The following is a 26080-nucleotide window of genomic DNA, read 5'->3' as shown; positions in this document are numbered from 1 at the left end:
TATGCGAATTGGTCACGGTTACGATGTTCACAAATTTGGTGGCGAAGGTCCCATTGTTATTGGTGGCGTCAGTATCGACTATGAACAGGGTTTACTTGCCCACTCTGATGGTGACGTGCTTATTCATGCGCTTTGCGATGCCATTCTCGGTGCCGCTGCCATGGGCGATATTGGCAAACACTTCCCTGACACCGACGACGAATGGTCTGGCGTAGATAGCCGCTATCTGCTGCGTCATGTCATAAGCCTGGTAAAAGAGAAAGGTTACGGACTGAGCAACGCCGATATGACCATTATTGCTCAGGCCCCTAAAATGGCACCGCACATACAAGACATGCGCGCGCTGCTTGCCACCGACTGTCAGTGCAGCATAGACGACATCAATGTAAAAGCGACAACCACCGAAAAGTTAGGTTTTACCGGCCGCAAAGAAGGTATTTCCGCGCATGCCGTCGTTCTGCTGAAGGCGCTGCCATGAATCTGTCTACAACACACTGGCACTACAGTAAGGAAGCACCGGCTTGCACTGCTACCTTAAAAGCCAAGCCTGAAGACTTTGTGGTAACCGAAGAGCTGGGTTACGACTTCAGTAACGATGGCGAGCATCAGTTTATTTGGGTAGAGAAAACCCTGGCGAACACGGCGTGGGTAGCAGAGCAATTGGCCAAGTTTACGGGTTTGCCGCTGCGCAATGTGTCGTATGCGGGACGCAAAGACAAATACGCGGTTACCCGTCAGTGGATTGGCTTACACGCGCCAGGAAAAGCCGATTTTGACTTTTCGAAACTGGCGATACCAGGCGTAAAAGTATTGGCCCAACATCGCCACAATAAAAAGCTACGCACCGGCCAACTTAAAGGGAATCACTTTGCTATTACCTTACGCAATGTGAGCGATGCAGACAAACTTATCGCCGAATTACAACGCGCTGCTTTGCAAGGTGTCCCCAACTACTTTGGCGATCAACGTTTTGGCAATGTTCGCATTGGAGAAACTGGCGAACGTTTGGAAGGTGGAAATCTTCAGCTGGCGGCAAAGATGGTGGGCGGTGAAGCCATCCGAAACCGTAACAAGCGCAATATGGCGATTTCCGCATTACGCAGTTGGTTGTTTAACGAAGTGATCAGTACGCGTATTGGAAACGGTGCATTAAATACAGTACTTCCCGGCGACGCGCTAATGCTGTCAGGCTCACACTCCTTCTTTATTAACGATGGTGAAGATTCCACCGTTCAACAGCGTTACGAACAACAGGATTTATCACCAACAGCGCCATTATGGGGTAAGGGCGACTTGCCGTCGAAAACCATTGCCGCCGCGCTGGAATTATCAGTGACAGAGCAATTTGAGCCAATCACCGCATTTCTTGCCGCCGAAGGGTTAAAACAGGAACGTCGCCCGGTAAAAATCTGGCCGTCGCAACTTGAATGGCAACATAACGGTGATACAGTTGTTGTTTCTTTCAGTCTGCCTGCGGGCTGCTACGCCACTACGGTGCTCAGAGATTGTGTAGATTTAAGCACCGTTCAAAGCGCAGACTAAGTTTTCTACTATTTCCGGAGCATGCATGCGCATTTTATTAAGTAACGACGACAGTGTATTTGCCAAAGGCATTGCGATCTTATTTGAAACGCTGACTAGCCGACACGACGTTACCGTTATTGCCCCAGACCGTAACTGTAGCGGTGCCAGTAATGCGCTGTCTCTGCACAGCCCACTGCGTATTCAACAATTAGATAACGGCTTTTATTCGGTAAACGGCACGCCTTCCGACTGTGTGCACCTGGGTGTAAATTGCTTTTTGGAAGAGGATCCAGAGTTGGTCGTTTCAGGGATTAACCACGGTGCGAATCTCGGTGATGATGTTATTTACTCTGGCACCGTTGCAGCCGCAACCGAAGGCCGCTATATGGGTCTTCCTGCTATTGCCGTTTCCCTCACCAGTCATGAAGGCAAGCATTTCGACACCGCTGCTCGGGTAGTCCTGGATATCATCACTAAGTTAGAAAGCCATCCCCTGCCGGCTAATCAGATTTTAAATGTGAACGTACCGGATGTTCCTTACGATGAATTAAAAGGGATTAAAGTGACTCGCCAGGGCCGCCGACATCGCGCAGAAGCAATGGTAAAAGCGAAGGATGCTTTTGGCCGCGAGATCTACTGGTACGGTCCTGCGGGTGCGGAACAAGACGCCGGCGACGGTACCGATTTTCATGCAATAGCCAATGGTTATTGCTCCGTCACACCACTCAGCGTGGATATGACAGCCCACAGCAGCCTGGGTACCATGGAAGAATGGCTGAATAAAAAAATCTAATAACAATTCTAACAGGAACACATTTGTTGCAATGAGAACATTGAAAAAAGGTGAAATGCTGGCTGAACTTCTGTTCAGTGAAGGCGTGCGTGATCAGAAAGTGCTAACGGCTATCGCGGCCACGCCCAGAGAACTGTTTTTACCCGATGCCCTCAAACACAAGGCATACCAGAATACTGCCCTACCCATTGGTCAGGGCCAGACTATATCGCAGCCTTATATAGTGGCAAAAATGACCGAGCTGCTACTCAAGGCGCAAAATAATCCGCGTAAGATCCTCGAGATTGGCACCGGCTCTGGCTATCAAACAACAATTTTAGCTCAGCTTTTTGGTCACGTTTACACTGTGGAACGTATTAAGTCGTTGCAGTTCCAGGCAAAGCGCCGAATGAACCAGCTAGATTTGCACAATGTGTCTATGAAGCACGGTGATGGCTGGAAAGGCTGGCCAAGCAAAGGGCCTTACGATGCCATTTTGGTTACTGCAGCCGCGAGCAGCCTACCCCAGGATTTGTGTGAGCAACTTGAAGAAGGTGGCCGCTTAATTATCCCTGTAGGCAGTGAGCAACAAAATCTACTTTGTGTTGACAGAATCGACGGTGAACTGAAAACTGAAACCATCGAGGCTGTTCGATTTGTACCACTGGTTGCAGGAGAGCTTCAGTGAAAATTTTTCAGCCATGCTATGATTTGGCGTTACGCTGGTCGCGACATCAGTTCGCCAGCAGATACCTCGCGTTGCTCAGCTTCGCAGAATCCATGTTCTTTCCTATTCCGCCTGATGTCATGCTAGCCCCTATGTCGATGTCCCGGCCTCAGCGAGCCTGGATGTTTGCACTTATCACCACGGTAGCTTCTGTACTAGGTGGTATTGCAGGATATGCGCTGGGATATTTTACTTTTGAAGCCTGGATCGAGCCTCTCGTCATTTCCGCTGGTTATGAAGGAAAGCTTCAGACTGCGATGAATTGGTTTGAAACCTATGGCGTTTGGGTAGTTTTCCTCGCCGGATTCTCCCCCATCCCCTATAAAGTGTTTACCATCAGTGCGGGTGTATTAAATATGGCATTCATTCCCTTCCTTATTGCTTCGGCAGTGGGACGAGGAGCCCGCTTCTTTTTAGTCGCTGGTCTAATGAAATTGGGTGGTGCTGCAATGGAAGAAAAGCTACGAGAATACGTCGAAATTCTTGGTTGGGCCACCATTGGACTCGCCATTCTTGCCTATCTCATCCTTCACTGACACCGTTAATGCGAACCATTTACGTTCTTCTTGGTTGTTTTTCCGTCATTTTTTTGACGGCCTGCTCTAGCTCAACAGGCCCCGCGCCAGTGACTTTACTCAATAGTCAGGTAGAAAAAAAACAATCGGGGTCAGAGATTCAAAGCTATGTAGTAAAAAAGGGTGACACGCTATTTGCGGTCGCCTGGTACACCGGAAATGACTACCGAGACATTGCAAAATACAACTCACTATCAGCACCTTACAATATCTACCCTGGTCAAAAACTGCGCTTAATCCCCCCCTCTACGACATCGCTGACACGCAACACCCGCCCCAGAAAAGTGCAAGAAAAAACTGGTACGACCAGCAGAATATACAACAAAAGGGGTGTTGACCCTAAACCGGCACAGGCGTACAGTGAACGTGAAATTAATGTTAACGGACAAGAAGTTACCGCCGTCAAACCTTTGACTAAAAACGTCAATAACCCGTCCAGAAGAGACTTTCCGGATAAGGTGTCAAAATGGGTTTGGCCAAGCAATGGCAACATTACGTTAACATTTAGCAACACTGAATCCGGTAATAAAGGTTTAGACTTGAGCGCCCAAAGAGGTTCACCAGTTTTAGCCGCCGCCGATGGCAAAGTGGTATACGCCGGTAACGCATTACGTGGTTATGGTAATTTAATCATCATAAAACATACGAATGCATTATTGAGTGCTTATGCACACAACGCTAAGCTGTTAGTCGATGAACAGCAATGGGTAGCCGCAGGGCAACAAATTGCAACCATGGGCGATAGCGGAACAGATTCAGTGAAGCTACATTTCGAGGTTAGATATCGTGGGAAATCGTTAGATCCACTGCGCTATTTGCCGAAACGATAAGAATAACAATAAATAATAATAAAATTTGAGGAGAACATCGCAGGGTAACCAACAATGCAGGAGATGCTGTCGTGGGTCAGACAAAAGCCGCTGTAATCGAATCAAAGTCTCGTGATGAGTTAGACGAGATGGACATGCCAGTGAATATGAAAGCTGGTAATACTAACACTGCCGACATGGACGACGATACTGATGACTCAGTGTTCGTTCAGGACGACTTACCAAAGAATCTGGATGCAACCCAGCTTTATTTGGGAGAGATCGGCTTCTCACCTCTGTTAACTGCCGAAGAAGAAGTTTATTTTGCCAGACGCGCTCTGAAAGGCTGTGAAGCTTCCAGAAAGCGCATGATTGTATCCAACCTTCGCCTTGTCGTTAAAATAGCGCGCCGCTACAACAATCGCGGTCTTGCACTGCTTGACTTGATTGAAGAGGGCAACTTGGGTCTTATCCGCGCTGTTGAGAAATTCGATCCGGAGCGAGGCTTCCGTTTCTCAACCTACGCAACCTGGTGGATTAGACAAACCATCGAACGTGCCATCATGAATCAAACGCGAACCATTCGTCTGCCTATTCATGTTGTCAAAGAACTTAATGTTTATCTGCGTTGTGCCCGTGAGTTGTCGCAAAAGCTCGATCACGAACCCACTGCAGAAGAAATAGCGACCGAGCTCGATAAGCCTGTCGACGAAGTTTCACGCATGCTGCGTTTGAACGAGCGTATCACCTCTGTAGACACCCCCATTGGCGGTGAGAACGATAAAGCCCTGTTAGATATACTTGCAGACCAGAATGAATTTGGTCCGGAAGAAGATCTACAGGACAACGATATGAAAGCCAATATCGTGAAGTGGCTGGAAGAACTCAACGCAAAGCAGCGTGAGGTACTGGCTCGTCGTTTTGGCCTGTTAGGCTATGAGCCATCCACACTAGAAGATGTGGGCGCTGAAATCGGTCTTACGCGGGAGCGTGTACGTCAAATCCAGGTTGAAGCATTGCGCAGACTGCGGGATATGCTTAGCCATCAAGGATTATCGTTAGAAAGTCTGTTTGATCAGATGGGCGAATAGCCCTCAGATAAGTGGAATAGGCTTAGGGAATACTGTGATATAGGCACATGGTGCTTACATCACAGTATCTGCCTGGCCATAGGCTTCAGCGTTTGCGCTGAAGTGTCACAAAACGATAGTTATGCGGATTCGCCTCATCAGCAACATGCTGTTGGCTTTCCGCTTCATCCCATTCCGCTTGTGCCAGATAATCTGGGAAACGGGTATCACCCGCTACTTGCAAATCAATGTGGGTAAGATAAAGGGTTTCTGCCATGGGTAGAAACGTTTCATATATCTTACCACCACCAATAATCATAATTTCCTGTTCATCGCCCACGAGGGTTTGAGCGACTTCTAGTGCCTGCTCTGGTGAGCTGACTACTATAACCGACTCTGGGAAATTTGTGGTAGTTGACGATGTCACCACGATATTCGGGCGACCAGGTAACGGCCGGCCAATAGATTCGTAGGTTCGACGCCCCATTACCACCGGCTTGCCTAGCGTAACGGCTTTAAAATGCTTCAGATCGGCGGGTAAGTGCCATGGCATATCATTATCGGCACCAATCACACGATCGTGAGCCATGGCTACAATCATTGCTAACTTCATCACAACTCCCTGAAATACGATTAACGGCGGTATTCGACTTCTACGTCGTAGTCGTCGCGTGACACCGTTACACTTGTATAAATTGAGAACATTGAGAAATCCTTTGTGGCTATTACTTTAAATAAACTTACATTGTTTTCGAAAGGCAACCGAAAAAACTTGAGAACTCTCGAACTAAATAGCACGATATTCTCAACTCCTCAGCTATTACACAAAATGAGGATTTAATCTTTTAGCTCGACTAACAGCCTCTTGTGACTCTATACTTTTTTTATTATCTTTATGTTGCCAGTAATCAGCTAAGCTCAAATAGTAAGGCTTCCACCAGTTTTCCTGAGCAGCCTTAATCAATCTCTTATAACGCTGATCAGCTCTCAGCTTCTTCCATTCATTTTCCGGGTAAAAATTCGAAATAATGAAGTCAATGCCCAAGAATACATCGAGGGGATTATGCATGACTCGTGGATTGTCTAATAATGCAATCCTTCCATAGTCGTCTAGGTCATTCAGGTTCCTACCACCGTGATGAATATGAAAATCAGGGTGCATGTACTTAGGAGGGTTACCAGGTTGAACGTGATAATCCATATGCCAGCAACCTCTACATTCTTTAGTTAAAGCTTTGTCATAACATGAATACTCTAAATCTATGATCATTCTACGAGCTGAAGTGAATTCAAAAGCTTCATCTACTGAGACCTCTGCTGACATTTTAATATCTACATCTTGATGCCAAACATCGCCCCGAATAAATTCGCCTTGTGCGGTCTTGAATTCCAAGCCTGAAACTACGTATTTCGTTGGATCATTTCTAAATTGGTGCCTAGCATTCTTGAGGGGAGAGACGTCTCTAATAAATTTTTTTTCGAAAAGGAGTTCCCCTAGCTCATCTAATCCTTGAGATATTTCCTCAGCCGTTAACATCTGGCTTCAACCTCACTAAAAGCTTTCTTATTTTTTTTTGGTCATCAGTGTGTACAACAAATTTCTTTGGTTCAGTCGAGTCCTCTATATGTGCTTTTACATCCATATACTTAGGCTGCTCCCACGATTTAGCTTCTGGGTCACGGACCCTTAGTGCGTCAAATGGATCAAGCGGAGTACCAGATAGAACACAGTTCACCCACAGGTTCTGGCTTTGCTCTCCATTTGGGTAGCGGATAGGAATGGGTGATAATTTGTCTAAGCCCAATTTAGATTTTAAGACATCAACCCGCTCTGAGCACGTAAGTGATTGCAAAACTGACTCGGGGCAAAGTTCGAACCACCAATCCTCTACTCTACTAAACCACCACCGATCTTTAATCTGAGAAAAAGGCCCCTTGTATTTATACTCATTCAGAAGTGCCTTACAAGTTTCCCAATCTTCTGAATCAGAACTCACGCCTAACTTTGTTTGTAACATTTTTTCAGTTACCAACATACCCGCGGATTGAACCAATGTGGAAAATATCGCACCAACGAGTGCATGAGGATCACTAGCTTTTGAGCTTAAAAAATCTATAAATCTAGTATCAATCTGTTCAAAAGTCTTTTGGTCACAGTGGAGTATCTCTCTCACTTCCTCTAACTCTAAGTCCTGGCCTACATCTTTTCGAAAATTCGACGCTGTTTGATATGCTCTAACCAGAGACAGCAGGTGCTTTGCTGCTGAATTTCTACCAATTGGTTCTTTCAAATCTCTTTTTCTTATTACTGCGTCAAATAGATTCTTCGCAGAATCATCAGGCTCTAGCTGATTGAGGATAATTTCCTCGTAGGAGATCAGTACCAATGGCAACGGTGGTATATTTTGCACAGCCATCTCTGTTCTTAGTTGCTGTGCTAACGTAGTACCAAAGTAGTCAGCCTTGTTTCCATCATCGCTTATTGCTTTTAAATCCTGGTCAATCAAAATACCGTCGAATTGTTGGTCTCTCGCGAATAGTCCGACTGCGTGAATGGAATCCATTACTTGTTCGTGATGAATGCTTAACTCTCCCTCACTTGACGATTCAATTAGTTCAACCAACTCATGAATAGTCTCTTTTTTCTCATCATCAATATATAAAAACTTAATAGGCATCTTCAGGTAACTCTGATTCACTTGCTAAAGGAAGTGTGATTTTTACACATGTGTTGAACCCATCTGATGGCTCATCAATCGCTATCTCACCGTTCATTTCATCTATAATATTTTCTGTTATAGATAATCCTAGCCCCATACCTCTGTTATATTCATTTTCTTTAGAGAAGGGCTTCGCAGGCATAGAGGTTGTGTATAGCGGGGAAAAAACTCTTGCCCATTTGTCTTTCGGTATACCGTCACCATTGTCCTGAAACTTTATTGTCATAAAGGAGCTTCCGGTAAACACCTCAATCCTAATCTCGCCAGCTTTGTTGCCTGCACGCTCGATAGCCTTACATGAATTGGTAAATAAATTCATAAAGATAGACATAATTTCGGAAATATGAACAGGCTTTGTCCAAATACCCCAATCATCAAAATAAGTTGATAATTTGTAGCCTCGTCTTTCAACGGTCGGTTTCATAGCCTGTACAAATTTCTTCACTAACTTTTGCATATCATAGTTATTCTTCTCTCTGTTTGAGTTGCTACGCATCGTACCATCAAAGAAATCAGTGTAAGCTATTAGGAGACTAAGGTTCTCTTCTAATTGCGAAGAGAGAGATTGAAGCTGCGGATCTAAATTAGATAACCTTTCTAGAGTCTGACTATTTAAACTTAGATTTGTGAGGCAGGTCTGAATTTCATGTGTGAACTCAGAGATTGCTAATCCAGTTGAAGATAAAACGCGATACATCAACTGTTCATCGATGTACTCTTTAAGTGTCTCTGTAACAGTTTCTAAACTTTCGATTAATTGACTATTGAGATCTTCACCACCTTCATCGCCCTCGAATTCAGCATTTTTATAGTCATCCCCACCTACAGATTGATTTTCTTTTTTAAAACCGTTGGACTCACTATGAGCTGCTAATTTTATTCTCATTTCTTCTAATTGTTCTTGCAGCTCTAGTTCTTTAGATTTTTTCTTACTTACGAAATCTTGGTTTGCTTTTATTTTTCTTTTTCTAATTTCTGCATTGTGAGCCGCAACCTTTATAGCAACATAGTAAGTAGCTGTAGTTAATCTATCAAATGCGTCATTTTCAATAAGACCTTCCCGGGCTGAAGTTTCCTCAAAAATATTGCCAGAGTTGTCTACAACAGAAACAACTCCGATAAAATTCGTATTTGAGTGAGGCATTAAGTATTTTCGTTTCTGATAGGAATCATCTAAACCCAGCCAATCGTTACCTCTGCTTCCATATGGAGCTACACTAAAGCCATTCCTTTTTAGTTTCAATCCTCCATTTGAAGCTAAATAGTTTGTCAGTGCCCTCGAATTATTTGATCCCCGCTCTCTAGAAAAGTAATGAAATTCAACTTTGTAGTCAGTATTTCGTAAATTCTCGTCATAGCCTTCTTCAAAATAAATTGTATCTGTATTTCGTTTATCCGCTATCCCTACAATCTCAACTTTTAAACGGCCATCGCTTTCCATAGTTGCGCAGGCTTTCAAATCTGCTTTGTCGAGAAACTCTGTTGATTGATCAATAGTCGTAAGGCTAGAGGGTGTACTATCAGCATTAATATATTTGAAGACTGCTTTGAACCCTAGATCGTTTGTACTGACCGGATCTATTGATAATATACTTGCAAGATATTTATACGTGGTTTCTATGTTGCTTGAGGTCCATGCCTCTCTAACGTCAGAGATTTCTAATATCGTACCTTCATCAAAGTCATAATTTGTTTTATCCGTATATACCTTGTTCGCTATCGAGGTTAACTTTGCTCCAGATTGAAATTTATCCCAGTCAATATCCACGCATAGATGGTGACTAGCAGCCCTTTGCTTAGTTACAAGTTTGAGTCGTCGGCCAATCTTCTGGACAGAAAACCTGCCAATTCCCTTTTTGCCAGCTCTAGGTCTTTTAAAACGAGTAGACAAGGGGTTTCTGAGCTTGTCAGATGTACTAATGGTCATGAAACCTGAGACCAGACCCTCGAACGTCATCCCCAGTCCATCATCAACTATAGTGATTTTTCCCCCAGGAGCCTCCGTGCCCGTAAAATGTACAGTAACTGTTTTGGCATCAGCATCATAAGCATTTTTAATTAGCTCACTTAAAGCAGTTGTTTTCTTCGCAACAAGTTGTTCACCTAACCGTTCAACAATTTTTGCATCAACTGAAAAGCGAACGTTCTCCTTATCGAACTCAGAAATTTTTGTCGAAAGATCCAGTAACTTACCATAATCGACCTTACTGTTTACGTTCTTCGAATCTGCGCTGTCTGGGGCCAATAAGAGGTAAAGTTCTTCAATTAAGCCTTTCTCGTCAGTCATTTAGCGTTTTAACTCCTTTATAGCGCTCATTTCTCAATTGTCTTGCAGCTTTTCTGAGTTCTGAAATTTCTTCAGCAGTACAAATATCTTGTTTTATTAAGATAGCGTCAACTATATCAGTAGCCCTACTCTGTTCCCCTCTAATCAGAAGTTTATCAACGTTACGCTTTGCAAGTACTAGATCATCCATAATAGCTTCATTCATGAGTATTTGAATTCTCCTTCCCGAAGAGGGTTCAATTTTAAGCACACCAGAGCTATAGGCTCTTCCTTCAAGTTCTGCAGACAGCTGCGAGAAGGAAGATAGTAAAGATATAGATATGGCCATTTTAAAATTTGCAGAGCAGTTTTTGTCGCGAAACAAAACTTTATGAACTGAGTTGGTACAATTAACTTTTGCTTGGTTAATAACCATGCGAGGAGAAAGATGGATCATGTAAGACAAAAACGCGTCGGGAATAATACCGTCAATTCCGTACCCAGGAGCATACCAATGAGGCCGTTTTTTAAATGTTCTATTGCTCTCCCTCGATTCTATGTCTAATTGAGACAAATACTTGGATACATGCGAATCACTGAGCATTTCTAATTCCGAAGGACAAACTAATAGTACTCGTTCACCGGAAGAGTGTATTTTATTTTGTCTTGACCTATTATGAAAAATCCCTTGTAAGCTAGAGAACTTACCAATTACTGGTTTTAAAACATGCTCTTCAAGTGAGTTTTCGACTGCAGTTTTTCGGTTAATAATAAATAGGTTATTGGCGCCCGTAACCATTCCTATTTTTATATCAGCGTGATAACCAAGAGGTGCTGACACATCAGATGTGCAAAGCTTCTTATAAACATCTAGTGCCTCTTTAGAAATAATATCATATTTGTAATTTTCGATATCTGAAGAACTCGAGCTATCAGGTGAGGAGATAATCGATTTAAGCATAATTAAATCTTCAACAGATTTAACATTCAAACTACAATCGATAACTCCATTTTTTGAAAACCCCTCAGCTAATAGGATTACAGAGGTCTCCTGAGCGCCCTCTCCCCTAAAAAACCGCTCTGCTAGTTTTATAATCTTAATACTTTTAAAAAATCCTTTATGAATTTCTATAAGCCTTTTGGCATAATCAGAATGTAGTAAGCTACTAGGCAAAACCCAAGCTACCCTACCGCCATCGTTTAAAAATGATAAGCTATGGACCAAGAAGAAAGCCCACAGACTAGCATTTCTTCCCATCGTACTAGCAGAGAAAGGAGATGCTCTCAAGATTTGTTCACAAGAACTACGCTGTACAGAAGTCATATTGTGCATAGATACATAGGGAGGGTTTCCGATTACAACATCGAAGCTTGGTACACTGAAGTCTTGAGGTTGAACTTTTATAAAGTCATTTTTGATGAAACGCTTCTTAACTTCTACTATCTTGTCAAACTTTTTGCTCAAGATATCAAAAGCATGTTGATCAATGTCAACACCATATAATTGTCTCTCAGGCGACTCACACCCCAATTCCCGAAGACGCTCAATACTACTATCGAAAAATCCACAGCCCCCAAAACTTGGTTCAAGAATAGACTCATGAGCTCTACGAATTGCCCAATCAGTCAATACTCGGCTTAGTTCTGGCGGAGTATAAAAAGCCCCGAGTTGTCTTTTTTTATCAAGTGGATGCGGATTCATTATTCTTCTCAAAAACTTCACAAGCAGCTAAGTGCTAATCGCTGCGACATCATACACTAATATTACGATTTATTGAAAAGATGACATGTCCACAGCCGGCTTTTCAGAAAAACAAAATAACCCATTTAAATCAACAGCTTAACAATGACCCATAGGTAAGGTAAGCAATCCTAAAAGCAGAATCCTAATTACTTTATAACTCAATCTGTGATGTCTTTAATTACAAGAATCATTGCTTTCTTAAAAATCTCTCTTTCAGATATCAATTCTTCTATTCTTTCCTCAAGTTTATTTTGTACATATCGTGCTCTAGTGTCCGTTTTTTCGTCGCTCTTTTTCTGAACCCACCTATAAATAGTTGAAGGTGAGATGCCGTATTCTGTCGCAAGGTCATTCACCTTTGAATCACGTGCCTCATATCTTAGAACAACTTCTCTTCGAAAATGTTCGTTATACGACATACTCATACTAATGTTTCCTCATTGGATGATTGGCTCATACTTAGGATTACTAAGTATACAATATGTTTGGATGCTTAGAGAATCTAAGTACTTTAGTGAAAACGTAATGTATCATTGGTATTTAAAAGTCCACTTCCAATCCGTCTTAAATCCGCACGGACCAAAGCAGGCCTATCGCAAAGAGAGTTAGGTATTAGAATTGGTTTGGAGCCTAGCTCTGCAAGCAGCCGTATGAATCATTATGAAAAAGGAAGGCACACCCCAGATTTACATACAATAAAACGTATTGCTGAAGAGCTTAATTTGCCGCTCTGCTTTTTTTTCTGCGAAGAAGACGATATAGCCAATTTGGTGGTTTATATTCACAATTTACCCAGACAGGAAAGAGAGGCATTAGTTGAATCAGTCACTTCTCTGAGACCAACCCAAGAGTAGTCTATTTAACTACATGATTAAGATCCCATTACTATTTAATAATTTGGTGATTCATTTTCAATCGAAGCCGTTCACTTTAGGTTTTCTTAATTTTTTCAACTCTTAGTTCATCCTGAATTTCGTAAAGCCGAAATATTAATGAGCTGTTTTTTTGCTCCAATATTTTATTGATATTTTTAGCATCATCACGTTCTTTTCTATATCGCTCTTTAAGTGCAATTTCCTTCTTCAATTTTGCTCTAATTTTCTCAATTTCCCGCAACCCCATATGTTTTTCTGAGTTTAACTTCTCAGTTAGTGGATTAACTGTCCTATTGTATTCTTCTATAGCAGGAGCAGCTTCATTTCGAACAAAGTCCTCAAATTTATGGATGTAACTATGACCGAGGTTAGCTTCATTATTTATCTTATTAAGTGAAAGCCTACCTACTTTCTCAATTCGTTCCGGCTTACCATCCAAAAGACGTTGGAGCGCTGCGCGTAGTCGACCTAAGGTAATTTCTCTTCGTGACATTTTAGCTATCCGTGTATACTAAGGTACCTTTAATTTTGTCATCAAACACTTCAAATTCTATGTTGTGCTTCTTGACCAACAACTCGTTCCGTTTAATTTTTTGCTTGGTAGCTATTAAAATACTATTCATCATTGGATCACCCGTATTTAGCTTCCTAAAGGTATGGGTTAACCGTTTGTTCTGGCTAATTACCACCTTTGCTTGCTTATCGGTAATCACTTGGTGTTCACAAGGTTTTACCTCAGTCGCGAACTCCCCTATACCACATACTCGGCTACATCTGGGGTTTAGGCAATAACCGCCAGTTGCGAGTTTAACGACTGATAAGCTCCCATTTCTTACTAAGCGTTCAATCTCCTGGCGGCTCATGAAGACATATTCACCTGCTTTAAGCTTCTTGAATTTATCCTTGAAAATCCGCTCTCCTCCCAATCCACTTAAATTTTCTGACTCGTTGTATATTTCATCGAAGATATCCACTCCCATACGAATCCCTTCTTCATTCATTATGTTAAGTAAATCATTATCAAGAAGAATATCTTCCATTGCTTGTAGCTGCGCGTTGTTTCCATAGTAGTCTGACATTTGAATATTTCGGTGCTTATACTGAAACTTAATTGTAGATGACGACCCAAATCCATAACGTTTGAAGAAAACTGCAAAGCTTCTTCGAAAATCATGTGGAGATAACTTAGGTAGCGTTTCACCAACTTTCAACTGCCCAATACGAGAGGGATTGAGGTTATCGAACTCTTCAACATCTGCTTGCGTTGCAACAATCCCTGACTCTTTAATAAAGCGATTTAACAAATTACTCGTATTTGTGAGTACATAAGAGGATTGCTTGTTTGTCGCTTTTAACGTTAGAAATGAAGAGGAAATTTGTCGTTTAGCGTGTTCATAATGAGCTTCTTTAATACTCCCATAAAAAAGTTCTTTTTCATTCTTTTCTGTATATAACTCCCTCATATGCTGAAGGGCATCGTAACTCAATTCAAGCGCGTCCCTTACTATCGGATGAGTTTGCCATACCTCTTTAATAACTCTGCCCTCTCTTTTGGTCTCTTCTCCTTTGAGGAGGGGAATTTTATTCATTCCGACCTCTTCGTAACTAAACTTGGAAAGGCTAGCTAACTCACCAATTCGTATGCCACTAAACGACAGCACAACTATCATGCATGACTTAACTAAATCATTGAGCCCTATTTGACAGCTTAAGCTAATTCCATCTCTACTTGCGGTGTAGTTGGGGATATCATGATGAAGTTTTCTTATGCGGCGAGATGCTCTATTTCTTCGAGTACTCTCTTTAATTCCAGCTTTTTCTATTTCCTCAGTGAAAATATTGACTGCTTTACGCTGTACATCACAAATTTCCTTTCGATAGGGGTGGTAAATTTCTACATTGGAGACTGCCCGGCTAATGATCTTCTGATAAATTCCAATAGGAATAGCGATTGCCTGCAAACGCTTTTTCGTTGAGAACCCTCGAAATTCATGACTATTTGCAGAACAAGAACAAAGGCCAACCTCATCGAGCTTGTTCAATCCAGTTGCTACATCTTCACCAATTCTTCTACTCAGTTTGTTTAATTTTATGTAGCGTTGCAGATTACACTTAAACTTATTAAAATCTCGTTTATTAGACAGCACTTCCCAACTACAACTCCCCAAAACTTTTCTTATCGTAACTAGTCCTTGTTTCCAAGAGTTTACCTGTGTCCAGGTCGCTGATTTTCTAGTTTCTTCTTCATACTTTCTTACGATGAAAGCTAATGTTGATTGGATTTTCCTACAGTAGGATTTGTCTATCTCTTTGAATGATACCACCGGTTTTTTCAGCACAGAATCTTGTCTATACCCTGTAAAGTCCCACTCGTCATCAAAAATGAAACTCCTCGGAGTGCCGTCTAGATCTCTTGTTACGACTTCAGACTCATCATATTGCGGAACATCGTTTAAGGCTAATTGCATCATTGTGTCACTACAAAGACATCTAAAAGATCATTCAAACTGTGGATGCTCGCATAAAGTGGATGCGGTGCATTCTTAAGCTTTTCACTTGCAAGCTTATATTCTGTGGGACTTTTATTATTAAATCGCTGTAGCACCGTTTGAATGTTTACGAATAGTTTAAGATATTTTTTTTCAGGCAAAGAATTAACAGCTGGTAGTTGCTGCAATTGGAGTAAGGTATCTCTGAAAGAGAGCATTAACCAGATATCTTCCACATCTGAAACAAAAGCATGTTCTTGACATTCAAAACACGCAAGAAAATCTGTGCAAACGACTTCACTATCAGAAGCTTCGATACCCTCTCGTTTTAGGATCTTGTTAATGGATTGAGATGTACCTTTTTTATTATTATTACAACGAACTCCGAGCGGCGTCCGCGCTTCATTCGTTCTGTCTTCTTTTTTCCTTAAACGATCATATTCATAACCGTCCAGAACATCAGAAAATTGAAATTTAGCGCTAGCTACAGCTTTATTAACATCGCCACCTAAAGCAATTGCATGTTGTGCAGCCATTGCCGCACCCAAATTTCTCTCATGCTCTTTCTTAGTTCCGTTAATATAAATTTTTGCAGTCGTACCAATTTCATTATTATTCATCATTGATACTAGATAAACTGACTCAGTAACACGAAAAACGGTATCTGATTTAGTCTTCCTAAATATTGAGGGGTTAATATTTGGTAATCCCATCCTTTTCAAAAGTTTATTTATTGATAGTTGAGGCTTTCGAGTAGTATGTGCATACGATATCGCTTCCCCTTTGTCAGTAAAACGTGGGAACAAAAAAGAACTTTCATCTCCCTTTGCGAGCTGTAAAGATACGCTACTCCAGCTTTCGATAAACTCCTTAGCATACTTGCTAAATCCCATTGAGTTATCTTGAAGTTGAAATCCAGCACGCCCTTTTTCTGTGTTGAAAATATATTTTCCTCCAGAGATTTCTCTGAAGGTTAAATCAGAAATTCTCATCTTACACAACGGTGTAGTGTTCATCCCAGTGAACATAAAAGTAATCATCGCTGCTGTGGAGACAATATGATTATTGGGATTCGTACGAATAAGTGCAGTTTTGAAAGCTGCTTTACTGGCTGCAAGTGCTTTTATATCTCCTCCTTGCCGTTTTACCTCCCTTTCTATCAACTTCTCATCATATAGTGGGTGTCGCTCTAGAGGACTACCATCAAGAAAATGCTTTAACATTATTCGGTAAGCTCTAAATAGAGAACGTGCAACTTCTCTGAGTTCGGTTTCTATGTCCAAGCTCTGATAACCGAGAGTTTCAGGTCGTTTTATAGGTGTGAGACTTTTGGCTTCTGCACTTCGGCCGGCTTTGATTAATAACCACGAAATCAGCTTTTTCCTATTGGTAGCTTGTGCTGCTGACAGTATTCCTTTCTCTACCAGCATAACGATTTCTTGCATGTAATCACGAATCAAACAAGATTCAAGGTAGTCTGCCTTTTGGACTCTTTTTTCCGACTCATCACACCATCGTAGATAGCCTATTAAATTATCGAAAAGGGAGCTTGTTGTTGCATTCACATTCACCTTCATGGTTTGGTAACAATCGCGAATGAAAGCATCACGATTCATATCTATCAGCTTTGTCTTTTCAGGAAAGAAAGCTAATGATGTTAGTTTCGGGCAGCCTTTGTACTTTAGACGCTTGAAATGACAACTTGCTTTTCCTTGAGGGGATAAAACCATCTCCTCAATGCACAGTTGGTATACCTCAGCCTGAAATCCAGCATGCTCTTCATTTGGGTACACAGCTTTGCGCTTAATTGGTGTATTCGTAGCCATTAACTATGCTTTGCTTTTTACAGCAACATCCAAATCGTCAAATATTCCTAAATAGTCTAGTACATCCTCATAGATTTGGTCCCCGGTAGGGTCATCCTGCGCAATTTTTAAATACATTAGAGTAGTTGCTTCTTCTTCATGCCCTAAACAATCTGACACTAGAGCCAGAGCGACATCAGTTTTTGTTTTACGCAACAAAATACGAAATAATGCCACTGCGAACGACGATCGGAGGTTGTGTATTGTGCCATGTATTTTTTTCCCAGTAGTCAACTGCACCGTGGCTCTTATCTCGTTCCAACGCGTATTCGCTTCATTAAGTTTTGTAAAAAAAGGCCTTCCTGTTCGGCTTATAAATAGGTATTTTTTATCTGCATCGACTCCATCTTCCCCTTCGAAAAAGCCAGATTCTCCTGCTAATCGTTTAGCTCTACAGAGTGTTTGAAAGGCAGTTAATCGTTTTTTATAGCGATCGCTTAACGTATATTCGTAAAGTAGTTGCATAATAAGTGTCGGTATAATGGTTCGGCGGTCTTTGTTGCCACCATTTTTTGATTTGGTCAACGATCCGTATTGGCACCCAACACCTAAACGCATTGCTACCCTCTTCAGGTCAGGTTTGACAACCTGACCTGCATGTAAACTTGCAACTTCTTCCTTTCTGAGCCCTGTATATCGACTAATCAAAAAGAACAAACAATATTCGATTGGAAGTTTTGTAGTTTTTAGCTCGCCACCGACGTTCTTGACCACTTCTTGTGTGTTTACAAGAATATTTTCTACATCACTCCATTCAGTTTTAGTAAGTGGCCTCAAGTCCCTTCTTGATGATGGTAGGGTGCCCCCTTCATTTCTTTTTGACTTCCCAAAATTCAACCTTAGATCTGTCGTATGAACATCCTTCGACATAAAGGCTTTCATGCTGGAATAGCTAGCTCCAAAATTTATCTTTACTATTTCATGTTCAAACGGAGGATTATTAAATATGTAGCCATTACGAATATGGAATGAATAAAATTTTACTACTGAATTCATATACGCAGTTGCCGTTGTCCTTGCAAGTCTACGAATAGGGTCTGATTCATTTAACACTGCATTCTTGAGCGCTTCGCGATACAGGTATGTTACTTTTTGGCTTTTACGTACGGGAAAGGAATCCCATGTTGGCCTGGGTAAGCTATCAAATTCACTATATGACTCTCTAGCAAATCTCTTATCCCAAAGTTTTTGCAACTCGATAAGGAACGAAAAATAATGAACGAGCCCTTTACTGTATTGTTCAGACTCCTGCTTTCGCCCATCGATATGATGAGACAACAAAAACTGATTGACCTGTTCCAATGGCTCGTAAGAGACAATATCCCTAGAATGATCTCGTCCAACAAGATTGAGCAGAGTTAGCTTTTTAATGTGAATCGGAAAATGTTCTGATTCTTCGAGAAGAAGCTCCCCACCGTCATTTACACGCACAAGTGGGGTCTTATAGATGAAGGGTTTAATTTCTGTTGTTTTGATCTCGTAAGAGATGGCCATAAGAATGCCAACTAAAGTGATGCATTCATTCTACTTTAGTTAACATTCTCAATTATTCAATGTGTATAGTTATTGTTTGGGGTAAAAAACGTTAGGGTGTTCATCCCAATCATCATCGTCATCCAGATCGTCAGACAGATCATCACCAGTGGCTTTCTGATAAGCATCCCACTGAAAATCGATTTCCTTACCTTCATTTTCATCAACTACCTCAGCCGGTAACGTTTCAATGAAGTTCATGATTTCGTGGCAAAGTGCATTGGTATTCATCTTCTGAAATGCAGAAATTTGATATACCGGACCGTCCCATTCGAGTTTTTCAGTGATCTCTTTGCACAGCGCTTCTACTTCTTCTTCAAGCAGCAGATCGACTTTGTTAAACACTAACCAACGTGGCTTTGCTGCCAGTTTAGGGCTGTATTTTTCAAGTTCTTCAATGATCTTACGGGCGTTTTCAGCAGGATCACTTTGATCCGCAGGCAACAGATCAACCAAGTGCAGTAAGATCCGGCAGCGTTCAAGGTGCTTTAAGAAACGAATTCCCAAACCAGCGCCATCGGCAGCACCTTCGATAAGACCCGGAATGTCAGCGATAACAAAGCTGCGCTGGGAATCTTGTCTCACCACACCCAAATTTGGTACCAGAGTAGTGAAAGGATAATCCGCAACTTTCGGCTTAGCGGCCGATACAGAGCGAATAAAAGTAGATTTACCGGCATTCGGCATACCCAGCAAGCCCACGTCAGCCAGCAGCATCAGCTCCAGGCGCAGGTTGCGGATTTCACCCGGCGTACCATTTGTTTTCTGACGTGGTGCTCGGTTAACACTGCTCTTAAAGCGCGCGTTACCTAAACCGTGAAAGCCGCCCTGCGCCACTTTAAGACGCTGGCCATGCTTAGTCAGGTCGCCCAGCACTTCCGCGGTTTCCACATCTGTAGCACGGGTACCTACTGGCACCATTACCGTGAGATCTTCACCTGCACGGCCAGTACAGTTGCCGCCCTGACCATTTTGGCCACGCTCTGCACGGTGGAAACGCTCGAAGCGATAATCAATGAGGGTGTTCAGGTTTTCGTCGGCCTGCAAATAAACAGAACCGCCATCGCCACCGTCACCGCCGTCAGGACCACCTTTCGGGATATATTTTTCACGTCTAAAGCCAACTGTGCCGTTACCGCCATCGCCGGCTTCAACACGAATTTCAGCTTCATCAACAAATTTCATTAGTTACTCCGAGTCGTTGTCGACTACCGTATTTGAAAGCTAAGTTTACACCATTGTGACAATCACTACATCGCCAATCTGATGAAGGACACAGGGCCCGGTAAAAAATCTTGTTACTACAAACAAAAAACCCCGCTTACGCGGGGTTTTTTAAGCCTGTTCGGCGTAACGTCAATCGGGATTACTCGCCGATGATGCTCACGAATTTACGGTTGTTCTTGCCCTTAACGTCGAACTGAACTTTACCGTCTTTCAGAGCAAACAACGTGTGATCTTTACCGATACCTACGTTGTCGCCAGCGTGGAAACGAGTACCACGTTGTCTTACGATGATGTTACCAGCAAGAACTGATTCACCGCCAAAGCGCTTAACACCAAGGCGTTTACTTTCTGAATCACGACCGTTTTTGGTACTACCACCAGCTTTTTTGTGTGCCATGTGTTCGTGCTCCTATTATGCGTTGATACCAGTGATTTTCACTTCTGTGAACCACTGACGGTGACCCGCTTGTTTACGGTGATGTTTACGACGACGGAACTTAACGATAGTTACTTTATCGCCACGACCGTGTTGTACAACTTCAGCAGTCACTTTACCACCAGCAACTAAAGGTGTGCCGATCTTGATGTCGTCACCGTTGCTAACCATTAATACGTTATCGAATTCAACAGTCTCGCCTGGCGCGACTTCGATCTTCTCTAGACGAACGGTCTGGCCTTCAGCCACACGGTGCTGTTTACCGCCACTTTGGAAAACCGCGTACATATTCTACTCCGCTCTGCGTCTCTTTGACGCTTCAATTCAAAAAACAGGGCGCGAATTGTACGTGAAACATCCTGAGATCTCAACCCCGAAAAGCACAAAATTTGATTATTTTTCGCGCTTCGGTTCAATACGCCCCCGGGGATGCCGAAAATCAACAATTGCCATTAAAATCTCATCAAACAAAAAATACCAAGAAATTGATTTTATTGGTAAATTTTGTAACGCAACCAGACTATTTGTTCTTGTTGCCGTTAACTGAAATTCGCAACAAAGTGATGTCGACACGGGTTTTGTGTGGAGGGTATTTTACGGATATATGACATAAATTAAATAATTAATATGCCTATTAGCTAAAATTTTTCTCACCAATTCAGTTTTTTAAGTTATCCGGGTGGATACCCCAACAGATTCAGGTACAATCACGGCTTCAAATGAATTCAGCAAAATTTACTCACGACATGCCAATGGACATCAATGCGATCCGCGAGCTAGCCGCAGCGGATATGAAAGCGGTAAACGCGCTTATACAGCAGCAAGTCGACTCCGATGTTGCCCTCATCAATCAGTTAGGCTTTTACATCGTCAACAGTGGCGGCAAACGTCTGCGCCCGTTGCTTTGTGTTTTGGCTGCACGATCCATGGGGATCACCAGCGATCAACACCACACTCTGGCCGCGATCATCGAGTTTATTCACACCTCCACGCTGCTTCACGACGACGTGGTAGACGAATCTACATTGCGCCGTGGTCAACAAACAGCAAACGCACTGTTTGGTAATCAGGCCAGTGTTTTGGTGGGTGACTTCCTCTACTCTCGCTCATTTCAGATGATGGTAAGCCTGAAAAGCATGCGAGTGATGGAAATCCTTTCCGATGCCACCAATCGTATTGCCGAAGGTGAAGTACTGCAGTTAATGAACTGCAACGATCCTGATACCACAGAAGAACGCTATTTCGATGTGATTTACGGCAAAACTGCACGCTTGTTCGAAGCAGCAACGCAGCTTGCTGCCGTGCTTACTCAACAGCCTGCGTCGATTGAATCTGCCATGCAGGATTACGGAAAGCATTTAGGTACCGCCTTCCAACTGGCAGACGATATTATGGATTACGTGGCCGACAGTGAAGAAATGGGCAAGAATGCCGGTGATGATTTGGCGGAAGGGAAACCTACGTTACCCTTATTGTATGCCATGTGGCATGCCAAAGATGCCGACGATCAGGCATTGATCCGAGAAGCGATCGAAAAAGCCAATGGCCTTCCCCATCTTGCACGCATTCAGCGCATCATGGATGAAACCGGCGCACTCGATTATACCAAACGGTGTGCAACTGAAGAGGCAGACAAGGCGGTAAAAGCCCTCGACCCTGTTCCAGAATCCGATTTCAAACAGGCTCTCATTGCGCTGGCACACATTTCAGTAGAACGCACCAAATAGCGCCCAGTCGCTGTTTTCAAGGTACTCAGTCGCTAACGCTGGCTGAGTACTCTTCATTGTAAAACTGTTTAACGCTCCGGCACAAATTCATTCACGCCAATAAAAACCGGCTAGTGCGGCAAACACGCAATAGCCGGTGTCGTTTATAACGCAATGATCTGTTGCGATCATTGTTATAAGTTTAATCCGAGATCACGGGTCATATTCTCGTTTTTGTCACGATGAACAATGATATTGTCCTCAATACGTATTCCGCCAAACGGACGATACTGATCTACTACGTCCCAATTTATATATTTCGAATTCTCGCTGGATTTCAAATCAGCAAGCAAACTGTCGATGAAATACAATCCTGGCTCAATAGTGAACACCTGACGAGCTTCTACCACACGGGTACAACGTAAGAACGGATGCGCTTCTGGGGCCGGTTTGGGTGTGCCGCGATCGTCGGCCACCAAACCACCTACATCATGTACCTGCAAACCGAGGAAGTGACCAATGCCATGTGGGAAAAACGGTGCCGTAATACCCGCATCCACTGCATCCTGCGGCTGCATGTTAATAATGCCTACGTCGTGAAGTACCTGAGCAATACCATCGTGGGCAAGCAAATGAATATCGGTATAGGCCACGCCGGGCTTCAATGCATTTGCCAGTGTTACAGTGATGTGATCGACACGGCGGATCAAATCAGCAAAACGGGCATCAGAGCGACTGTACGTGCGAGTGATATCGGCAGCATAACCGTGAAACGACGCCCCAGCGTCAATTAAGAATGAACGAGAGTCTGTTGGGGCATCTAAATCGCAATGCATGTAGTGCAGTACCGAAGCGTGCTCGTTTAACGCCACAATGCTGTTGTACGGTAAGTCGTTGTCGCCGTGGCGAGCAGCACTATTGTAAGCTTGTTTAATAGCAAACTCGCTTTCTCCTGCCATAAAGGCGTTCCGGGCGGCTTGGTGGCCTTTTACTGCCAATTCATTGGCACGACGCATACACGCCATTTCATAATCGGTTTTATAAGCCCGTTGAAAATGCAGGTAGTTCAACGCCCGGTCGGGATTCACAATGTTGAAGCCGAGGGCCTGAGCCACTTCAATGTATTCGCCCACATAGGCGTAATTCTTCTTATCGTAAGGCAAATGCTTTTCAACGGCATCTGCCTGCTTAAGTAGCACGATATCAAATTCTTCAGTCCAGAAGTCATTCGGCTCGGGGGGGACCTTATGCCAGAAATCCACAGGACGATAAAAAATTAGCTTTGGTTTATCACGGCCATTTACCACCAGCCAACAGTTCGGATTATCGACCACCGGTACCCAGGCTTTGAAATGCGGATTCACCTTAAACGGGTAATCGTTATCATCGAGAAACAGCCTTTTGGGTTGGCCTGCGTGGATCACCAGGCCATCAAGTCCTTCCCGCTGAAGCGCTTCTAGCGTGCGGCTTTGAAGGGTGGCGATGTGATCCTTGTAAGTATCGGCGAATGTGGTCATAAAACCTCTGGTTCTGTCTCGCGTGTACCCTCGCCAGTTCGCACTAACGGGGTAATCGCGTTGAAATAATTATAACAATTAGCTTATCACGCCGAAGTTAACGTGAAAAACGGGTGGGGAGATCTTATTTTGGGGCGAACGTGCTACCAGACGCGCTGCCCGGCCCCATCAGGCCATCTACAGAAGGAATGGCTGAACGCGCCAACTTCTCAAAAATACCAGAAGACTCACCCATTTGATGTTCGTAGATATAGCGATACGCCATTACCGCTTTAACGTAATTTCGGGTTTCTTTATAGGGAATGGTGTCGATCCAGATATCGGTCTCCATGGTCTTCCCTTCCGGAAGCCACTTCATTACACGGCGCCATCCTGCATTGTAAGATGCCGAAACCAGCACCGGATTATCGCCCATTTTATCCATTAGGTAGCGCAAGTACTGCACCCCAAAATGTACATTCTGATCGGCATCGAAAAGTTCATCCGATGACACTTTTTTCTCAGCAATGTAACGGGCAGTCCCCGGCATTAGCTGCATCAAACCGCGAGCACCAGTTGGCGAAACGGCGTCTACCATAAAGGAGCTTTCGCGACGTGCGATGGCCATGGCAAAGGCGGGCTGAATATCAAAGGTGCGACCCACATCGTTAAAGCGTTCGGCATATGCCATGGGAAAACGTTTCTCAACGTCATCCATAAATCCACTTTGCGTGAAACTAATTATTGCCTGATCAAACCAGCCCCACTCGTTGGCCAATAAGGCTGCATCTTTCACCTGAGAGGTTTCCAATGATGTAACCATATAATGCCACTCACGTCGGGCATCGATTAATCGTCCGAGTTCCAGGAATTCTTTTGCCCGTTTGGCCGCTGGTCGGTTGGCGATCATCGCAATGGTTTCGTCGCTGCGAGGGGTTTCAGCATGCCGTAAAGTGGGCTGCTGATTCACCCGGGCGCTAGCCATAAAGCCGTAATAGTGCCTTTCGCCAGCCAGTTTTCGGTAACGCTCTTCAGCCTGTTCGGGTAACCCAAGCGCTTCTAAACTCCGGGCTTCCCAGTAACGATATGCTTCATCTTGCTGAATCGTTGCTGGCGCTTGTGCAATTAAATCCAGTACATCCTGCCAGCGCTCATGGCGCAGCAAATAAGACATATGCCAGCGTTTTACGTCTTCTGCAGCACCGTCGATATCTGCCCGCTTCAGCCATTCATCCGCCTCGGGTTCGTCGCCTATGGCTAAACTTAGCGCAATAGCCCGGCTAACATCGATATACTGCTGCTTTGAAAACACATTGTAGGGCTGCCACAAATACCAGGCTTTAATTGCTGCCTTGGGATCTTTCCAGCCCAGCTTCTCCATGCCGTACGCCAGCACTTTACTTTCTATTTGTTTGTTCTTAAGTGGGAAGCGCGATTTCTTTAATACCAGCGAAGATGAGGTACGAATTTGCAACCACAGATCGGCTAAGTAATGTTTAGACGACGGCAATTTGCCTTTCAGATAAGGCACTAGCTTCGGGTTGCCTACCAAAGCGGCTTTTTCGATACGGCCAAGTATGAGGTCATCGGTTAGCCTGCCCGCTTTCTGCCACCGACGAAATACTGGGTCGCATTCGTCTGGTTGCGAGTCGCCTGCCAGCCACAGCGGCTCGACTTTATCAAGCCAGTAATCTGGCTGGGCGGCGTCTTGTAATTGATATTGCAGGTACTGACAGGTAATGGTGGTGCCCATGCCATCGCGGTAATTCGCCAGAAACGCTTTTTTCTCGTTATGTTTGGCTAAATAGCGCAACCAGCGACCACGCAGACCATAGGTAAACGGCTGATTGTGATAATTCAGTAAGAACGCTTCGATATCGTCGCGGTGAGCCATATCCATGCGTTGATCAATTTGCTGACGCAATAAATACGGATAAAGGGGATAAGAAGACAAGGCTTCAACCTCGTCTTCAAGCTGTTTCACTTTTTGCCGACTTGCGCGACCAAGCTGCTTTTCGAGCGCAATAAATTGGGCTCGCTGTGCCTGTAACTCGGTTGTGTCCTGCGCGCTTGCTTTGCACGCAAATACACTCAGCCAGCTAACCAGGGCAAGGGAAGAAAACGTGAGACATTTCATGCGCGTAAACGCGAATACCTGCATTGAAAACCATCCAGCCAAACGAGTGAATGACAGAAATACAGCCAGCGAAAGGGGTTAAAATGAACAAAAAACAACCCAAAAAAGT

General features: G+C 43.5%; 24 protein-coding genes. 9 read left to right on the top strand and 15 right to left on the bottom strand.

Translation table 11 applies throughout. The features are described from left to right. Nucleotide 1 precedes the first annotated feature (1 nt). The 7 genes from ispF to rpoS all read left to right on the top strand — a co-directional run bounded on the left by ispF (nt 2) and on the right by rpoS (nt 5498). Entirely contained in the window at nt 2-478 is a 477-nt protein-coding gene (ispF, locus tag ACXAFQ_RS12590) for a 2-C-methyl-D-erythritol 2,4-cyclodiphosphate synthase (protein ID WP_474822614.1), read from the top strand. After that, the gene (gene truD, locus ACXAFQ_RS12585; RefSeq protein WP_474822612.1) at nt 475-1542 is read left to right on the top strand and encodes a tRNA pseudouridine(13) synthase TruD; all 1068 of its coding nucleotides are present in this window, start codon (nt 475-477) and stop codon (nt 1540-1542) included. The genes ispF and truD overlap by 4 nt, the downstream gene beginning before the upstream one ends. A gap of 25 nt (nt 1543-1567) precedes the next feature. Further along, a complete protein-coding gene (surE, locus tag ACXAFQ_RS12580) occupies nt 1568-2317 on the top strand; it encodes a 5'/3'-nucleotidase SurE (protein ID WP_070125547.1) in 750 nt (249 codons plus the stop codon). Nucleotides 2318-2348: 31 nt separating this feature from the next. Then, a complete protein-coding gene (locus ACXAFQ_RS12575; RefSeq protein ID WP_070125548.1) occupies nt 2349-2984 on the top strand; it encodes a protein-L-isoaspartate(D-aspartate) O-methyltransferase in 636 nt (211 codons plus the stop codon). After that, a complete protein-coding gene (locus ACXAFQ_RS12570; protein WP_474822606.1) occupies nt 2981-3559 on the top strand; it encodes a YqaA family protein in 579 nt (192 codons plus the stop codon). The genes ACXAFQ_RS12575 and ACXAFQ_RS12570 overlap by 4 nt, the downstream gene beginning before the upstream one ends. 8 nt (nt 3560-3567) lie before the next feature. Beyond that, entirely contained in the window at nt 3568-4428 is an 861-nt protein-coding gene (locus tag ACXAFQ_RS12565; RefSeq protein WP_474822602.1) for a peptidoglycan DD-metalloendopeptidase family protein, read from the top strand. Nucleotides 4429-4499: 71 nt separating this feature from the next. Then, nucleotides 4500-5498 carry an RNA polymerase sigma factor RpoS gene (gene rpoS, locus ACXAFQ_RS12560; RefSeq protein WP_474822599.1) on the top strand — a complete coding sequence of 333 codons (999 nt, stop codon included), beginning with the start codon at nt 4500-4502 and terminating at the stop codon, nt 5496-5498. A gap of 85 nt (nt 5499-5583) precedes the next feature. On the opposite strand, the gene folA is transcribed toward rpoS, so the two are convergent. The 6 genes from folA to ACXAFQ_RS12530 form a co-directional block, all read right to left on the bottom strand. After that, a complete protein-coding gene (folA, locus tag ACXAFQ_RS12555) occupies nt 5584-6090 on the bottom strand; it encodes a type 3 dihydrofolate reductase (protein ID WP_474822595.1) in 507 nt (168 codons plus the stop codon). Between the two features lie 207 nt (nt 6091-6297). After that, the gene (locus ACXAFQ_RS12550) at nt 6298-7014 is read right to left on the bottom strand and encodes a hypothetical protein (RefSeq protein ID WP_474822591.1); all 717 of its coding nucleotides are present in this window, start codon (nt 7012-7014) and stop codon (nt 6298-6300) included. Next, complete coding sequence (locus tag ACXAFQ_RS12545) at nt 7001-8155, bottom strand: protein-PII uridylyltransferase (RefSeq protein ID WP_474822587.1); 1155 nt, start codon at nt 8153-8155, stop codon at nt 7001-7003. Before ACXAFQ_RS12545 ends, ACXAFQ_RS12550 begins: the two co-directional genes overlap by 14 nt. Next, nucleotides 8145-10484, bottom strand: a complete 2340-nt coding sequence (locus ACXAFQ_RS12540; RefSeq protein ID WP_474822583.1) for a sensor histidine kinase — start codon at nt 10482-10484, stop codon at nt 8145-8147. The genes ACXAFQ_RS12545 and ACXAFQ_RS12540 overlap by 11 nt, the downstream gene beginning before the upstream one ends. After that, entirely contained in the window at nt 10477-12165 is a 1689-nt protein-coding gene (locus tag ACXAFQ_RS12535; RefSeq protein WP_474822579.1) for an N-6 DNA methylase, read from the bottom strand. Before ACXAFQ_RS12535 ends, ACXAFQ_RS12540 begins: the two co-directional genes overlap by 8 nt. A gap of 200 nt (nt 12166-12365) precedes the next feature. Beyond that, nucleotides 12366-12626: a transposase gene (locus ACXAFQ_RS12530; RefSeq protein ID WP_474822577.1), complete on the bottom strand. Its 261-nt coding sequence runs from the start codon at nt 12624-12626 to the stop codon at nt 12366-12368. Between the two features lie 114 nt (nt 12627-12740). On the opposite strand from ACXAFQ_RS12530, the gene ACXAFQ_RS12525 reads away from it, so the two are divergent. Further along, nucleotides 12741-13061, top strand: a complete 321-nt coding sequence (locus tag ACXAFQ_RS12525; protein ID WP_474822574.1) for a helix-turn-helix domain-containing protein — start codon at nt 12741-12743, stop codon at nt 13059-13061. A 76-nt stretch (nt 13062-13137) separates the two neighbouring features. Here the strand turns inward: ACXAFQ_RS12525 and ACXAFQ_RS12520 are convergent, their stop codons facing one another. The 7 genes from ACXAFQ_RS12520 to rplU all read right to left on the bottom strand — a co-directional run bounded on the left by ACXAFQ_RS12520 (nt 13138) and on the right by rplU (nt 20920). Beyond that, entirely contained in the window at nt 13138-13575 is a 438-nt protein-coding gene (locus ACXAFQ_RS12520) for a hypothetical protein (protein WP_474822570.1), read from the bottom strand. A gap of 1 nt (nt 13576) precedes the next feature. Continuing rightward, nucleotides 13577-15553: a hypothetical protein gene (locus tag ACXAFQ_RS12515; RefSeq protein WP_474822565.1), complete on the bottom strand. Its 1977-nt coding sequence runs from the start codon at nt 15551-15553 to the stop codon at nt 13577-13579. Continuing rightward, nucleotides 15550-17397, bottom strand: a complete 1848-nt coding sequence (locus ACXAFQ_RS12510; RefSeq protein WP_474822563.1) for a site-specific integrase — start codon at nt 17395-17397, stop codon at nt 15550-15552. Before ACXAFQ_RS12510 ends, ACXAFQ_RS12515 begins: the two co-directional genes overlap by 4 nt. 3 nt (nt 17398-17400) lie before the next feature. Then, nucleotides 17401-18930, bottom strand: coding sequence for a tyrosine-type recombinase/integrase (locus ACXAFQ_RS12505; protein WP_474822561.1), 1530 nt, complete (start codon nt 18928-18930; stop codon nt 17401-17403). Between the two features lie 69 nt (nt 18931-18999). After that, nucleotides 19000-20154, bottom strand: coding sequence for an Obg family GTPase CgtA (gene cgtA / locus ACXAFQ_RS12500; protein WP_474822559.1), 1155 nt, complete (start codon nt 20152-20154; stop codon nt 19000-19002). 181 nt (nt 20155-20335) lie between these two features. After that, on the bottom strand, nt 20336-20593 hold the full coding sequence (gene rpmA, locus ACXAFQ_RS12495; RefSeq protein ID WP_070125553.1) for a 50S ribosomal protein L27: 258 nt from the start codon (nt 20591-20593) through the stop codon (nt 20336-20338). Between the two features lie 15 nt (nt 20594-20608). Continuing rightward, nucleotides 20609-20920: a 50S ribosomal protein L21 gene (gene rplU, locus ACXAFQ_RS12490; RefSeq protein WP_070125554.1), complete on the bottom strand. Its 312-nt coding sequence runs from the start codon at nt 20918-20920 to the stop codon at nt 20609-20611. A 464-nt stretch (nt 20921-21384) separates the two neighbouring features. Here rplU and ispB point away from each other — a divergent pair, with 464 nt between their 5' ends. Further along, on the top strand, nt 21385-22359 hold the full coding sequence (ispB, locus tag ACXAFQ_RS12485; protein ID WP_474823627.1) for an octaprenyl diphosphate synthase: 975 nt from the start codon (nt 21385-21387) through the stop codon (nt 22357-22359). A gap of 173 nt (nt 22360-22532) precedes the next feature. Here ispB and pepQ read toward each other — a convergent pair whose 3' ends face one another. Both pepQ and ACXAFQ_RS12475 read right to left on the bottom strand, forming a co-directional pair. Beyond that, nucleotides 22533-23855, bottom strand: a complete 1323-nt coding sequence (gene pepQ, locus ACXAFQ_RS12480) for a Xaa-Pro dipeptidase (RefSeq protein WP_474822553.1) — start codon at nt 23853-23855, stop codon at nt 22533-22535. A 124-nt stretch (nt 23856-23979) separates the two neighbouring features. Then, complete coding sequence (locus ACXAFQ_RS12475) at nt 23980-25995, bottom strand: transglycosylase SLT domain-containing protein (protein ID WP_474822549.1); 2016 nt, start codon at nt 25993-25995, stop codon at nt 23980-23982. Nucleotides 25996-26080 lie beyond the last annotated feature (85 nt).

This window comes from Alteromonas sp. ABH2_165 (assembly GCF_056159945.1).
This window is presented reverse-complemented; position numbering and strand designations above follow the sequence as displayed.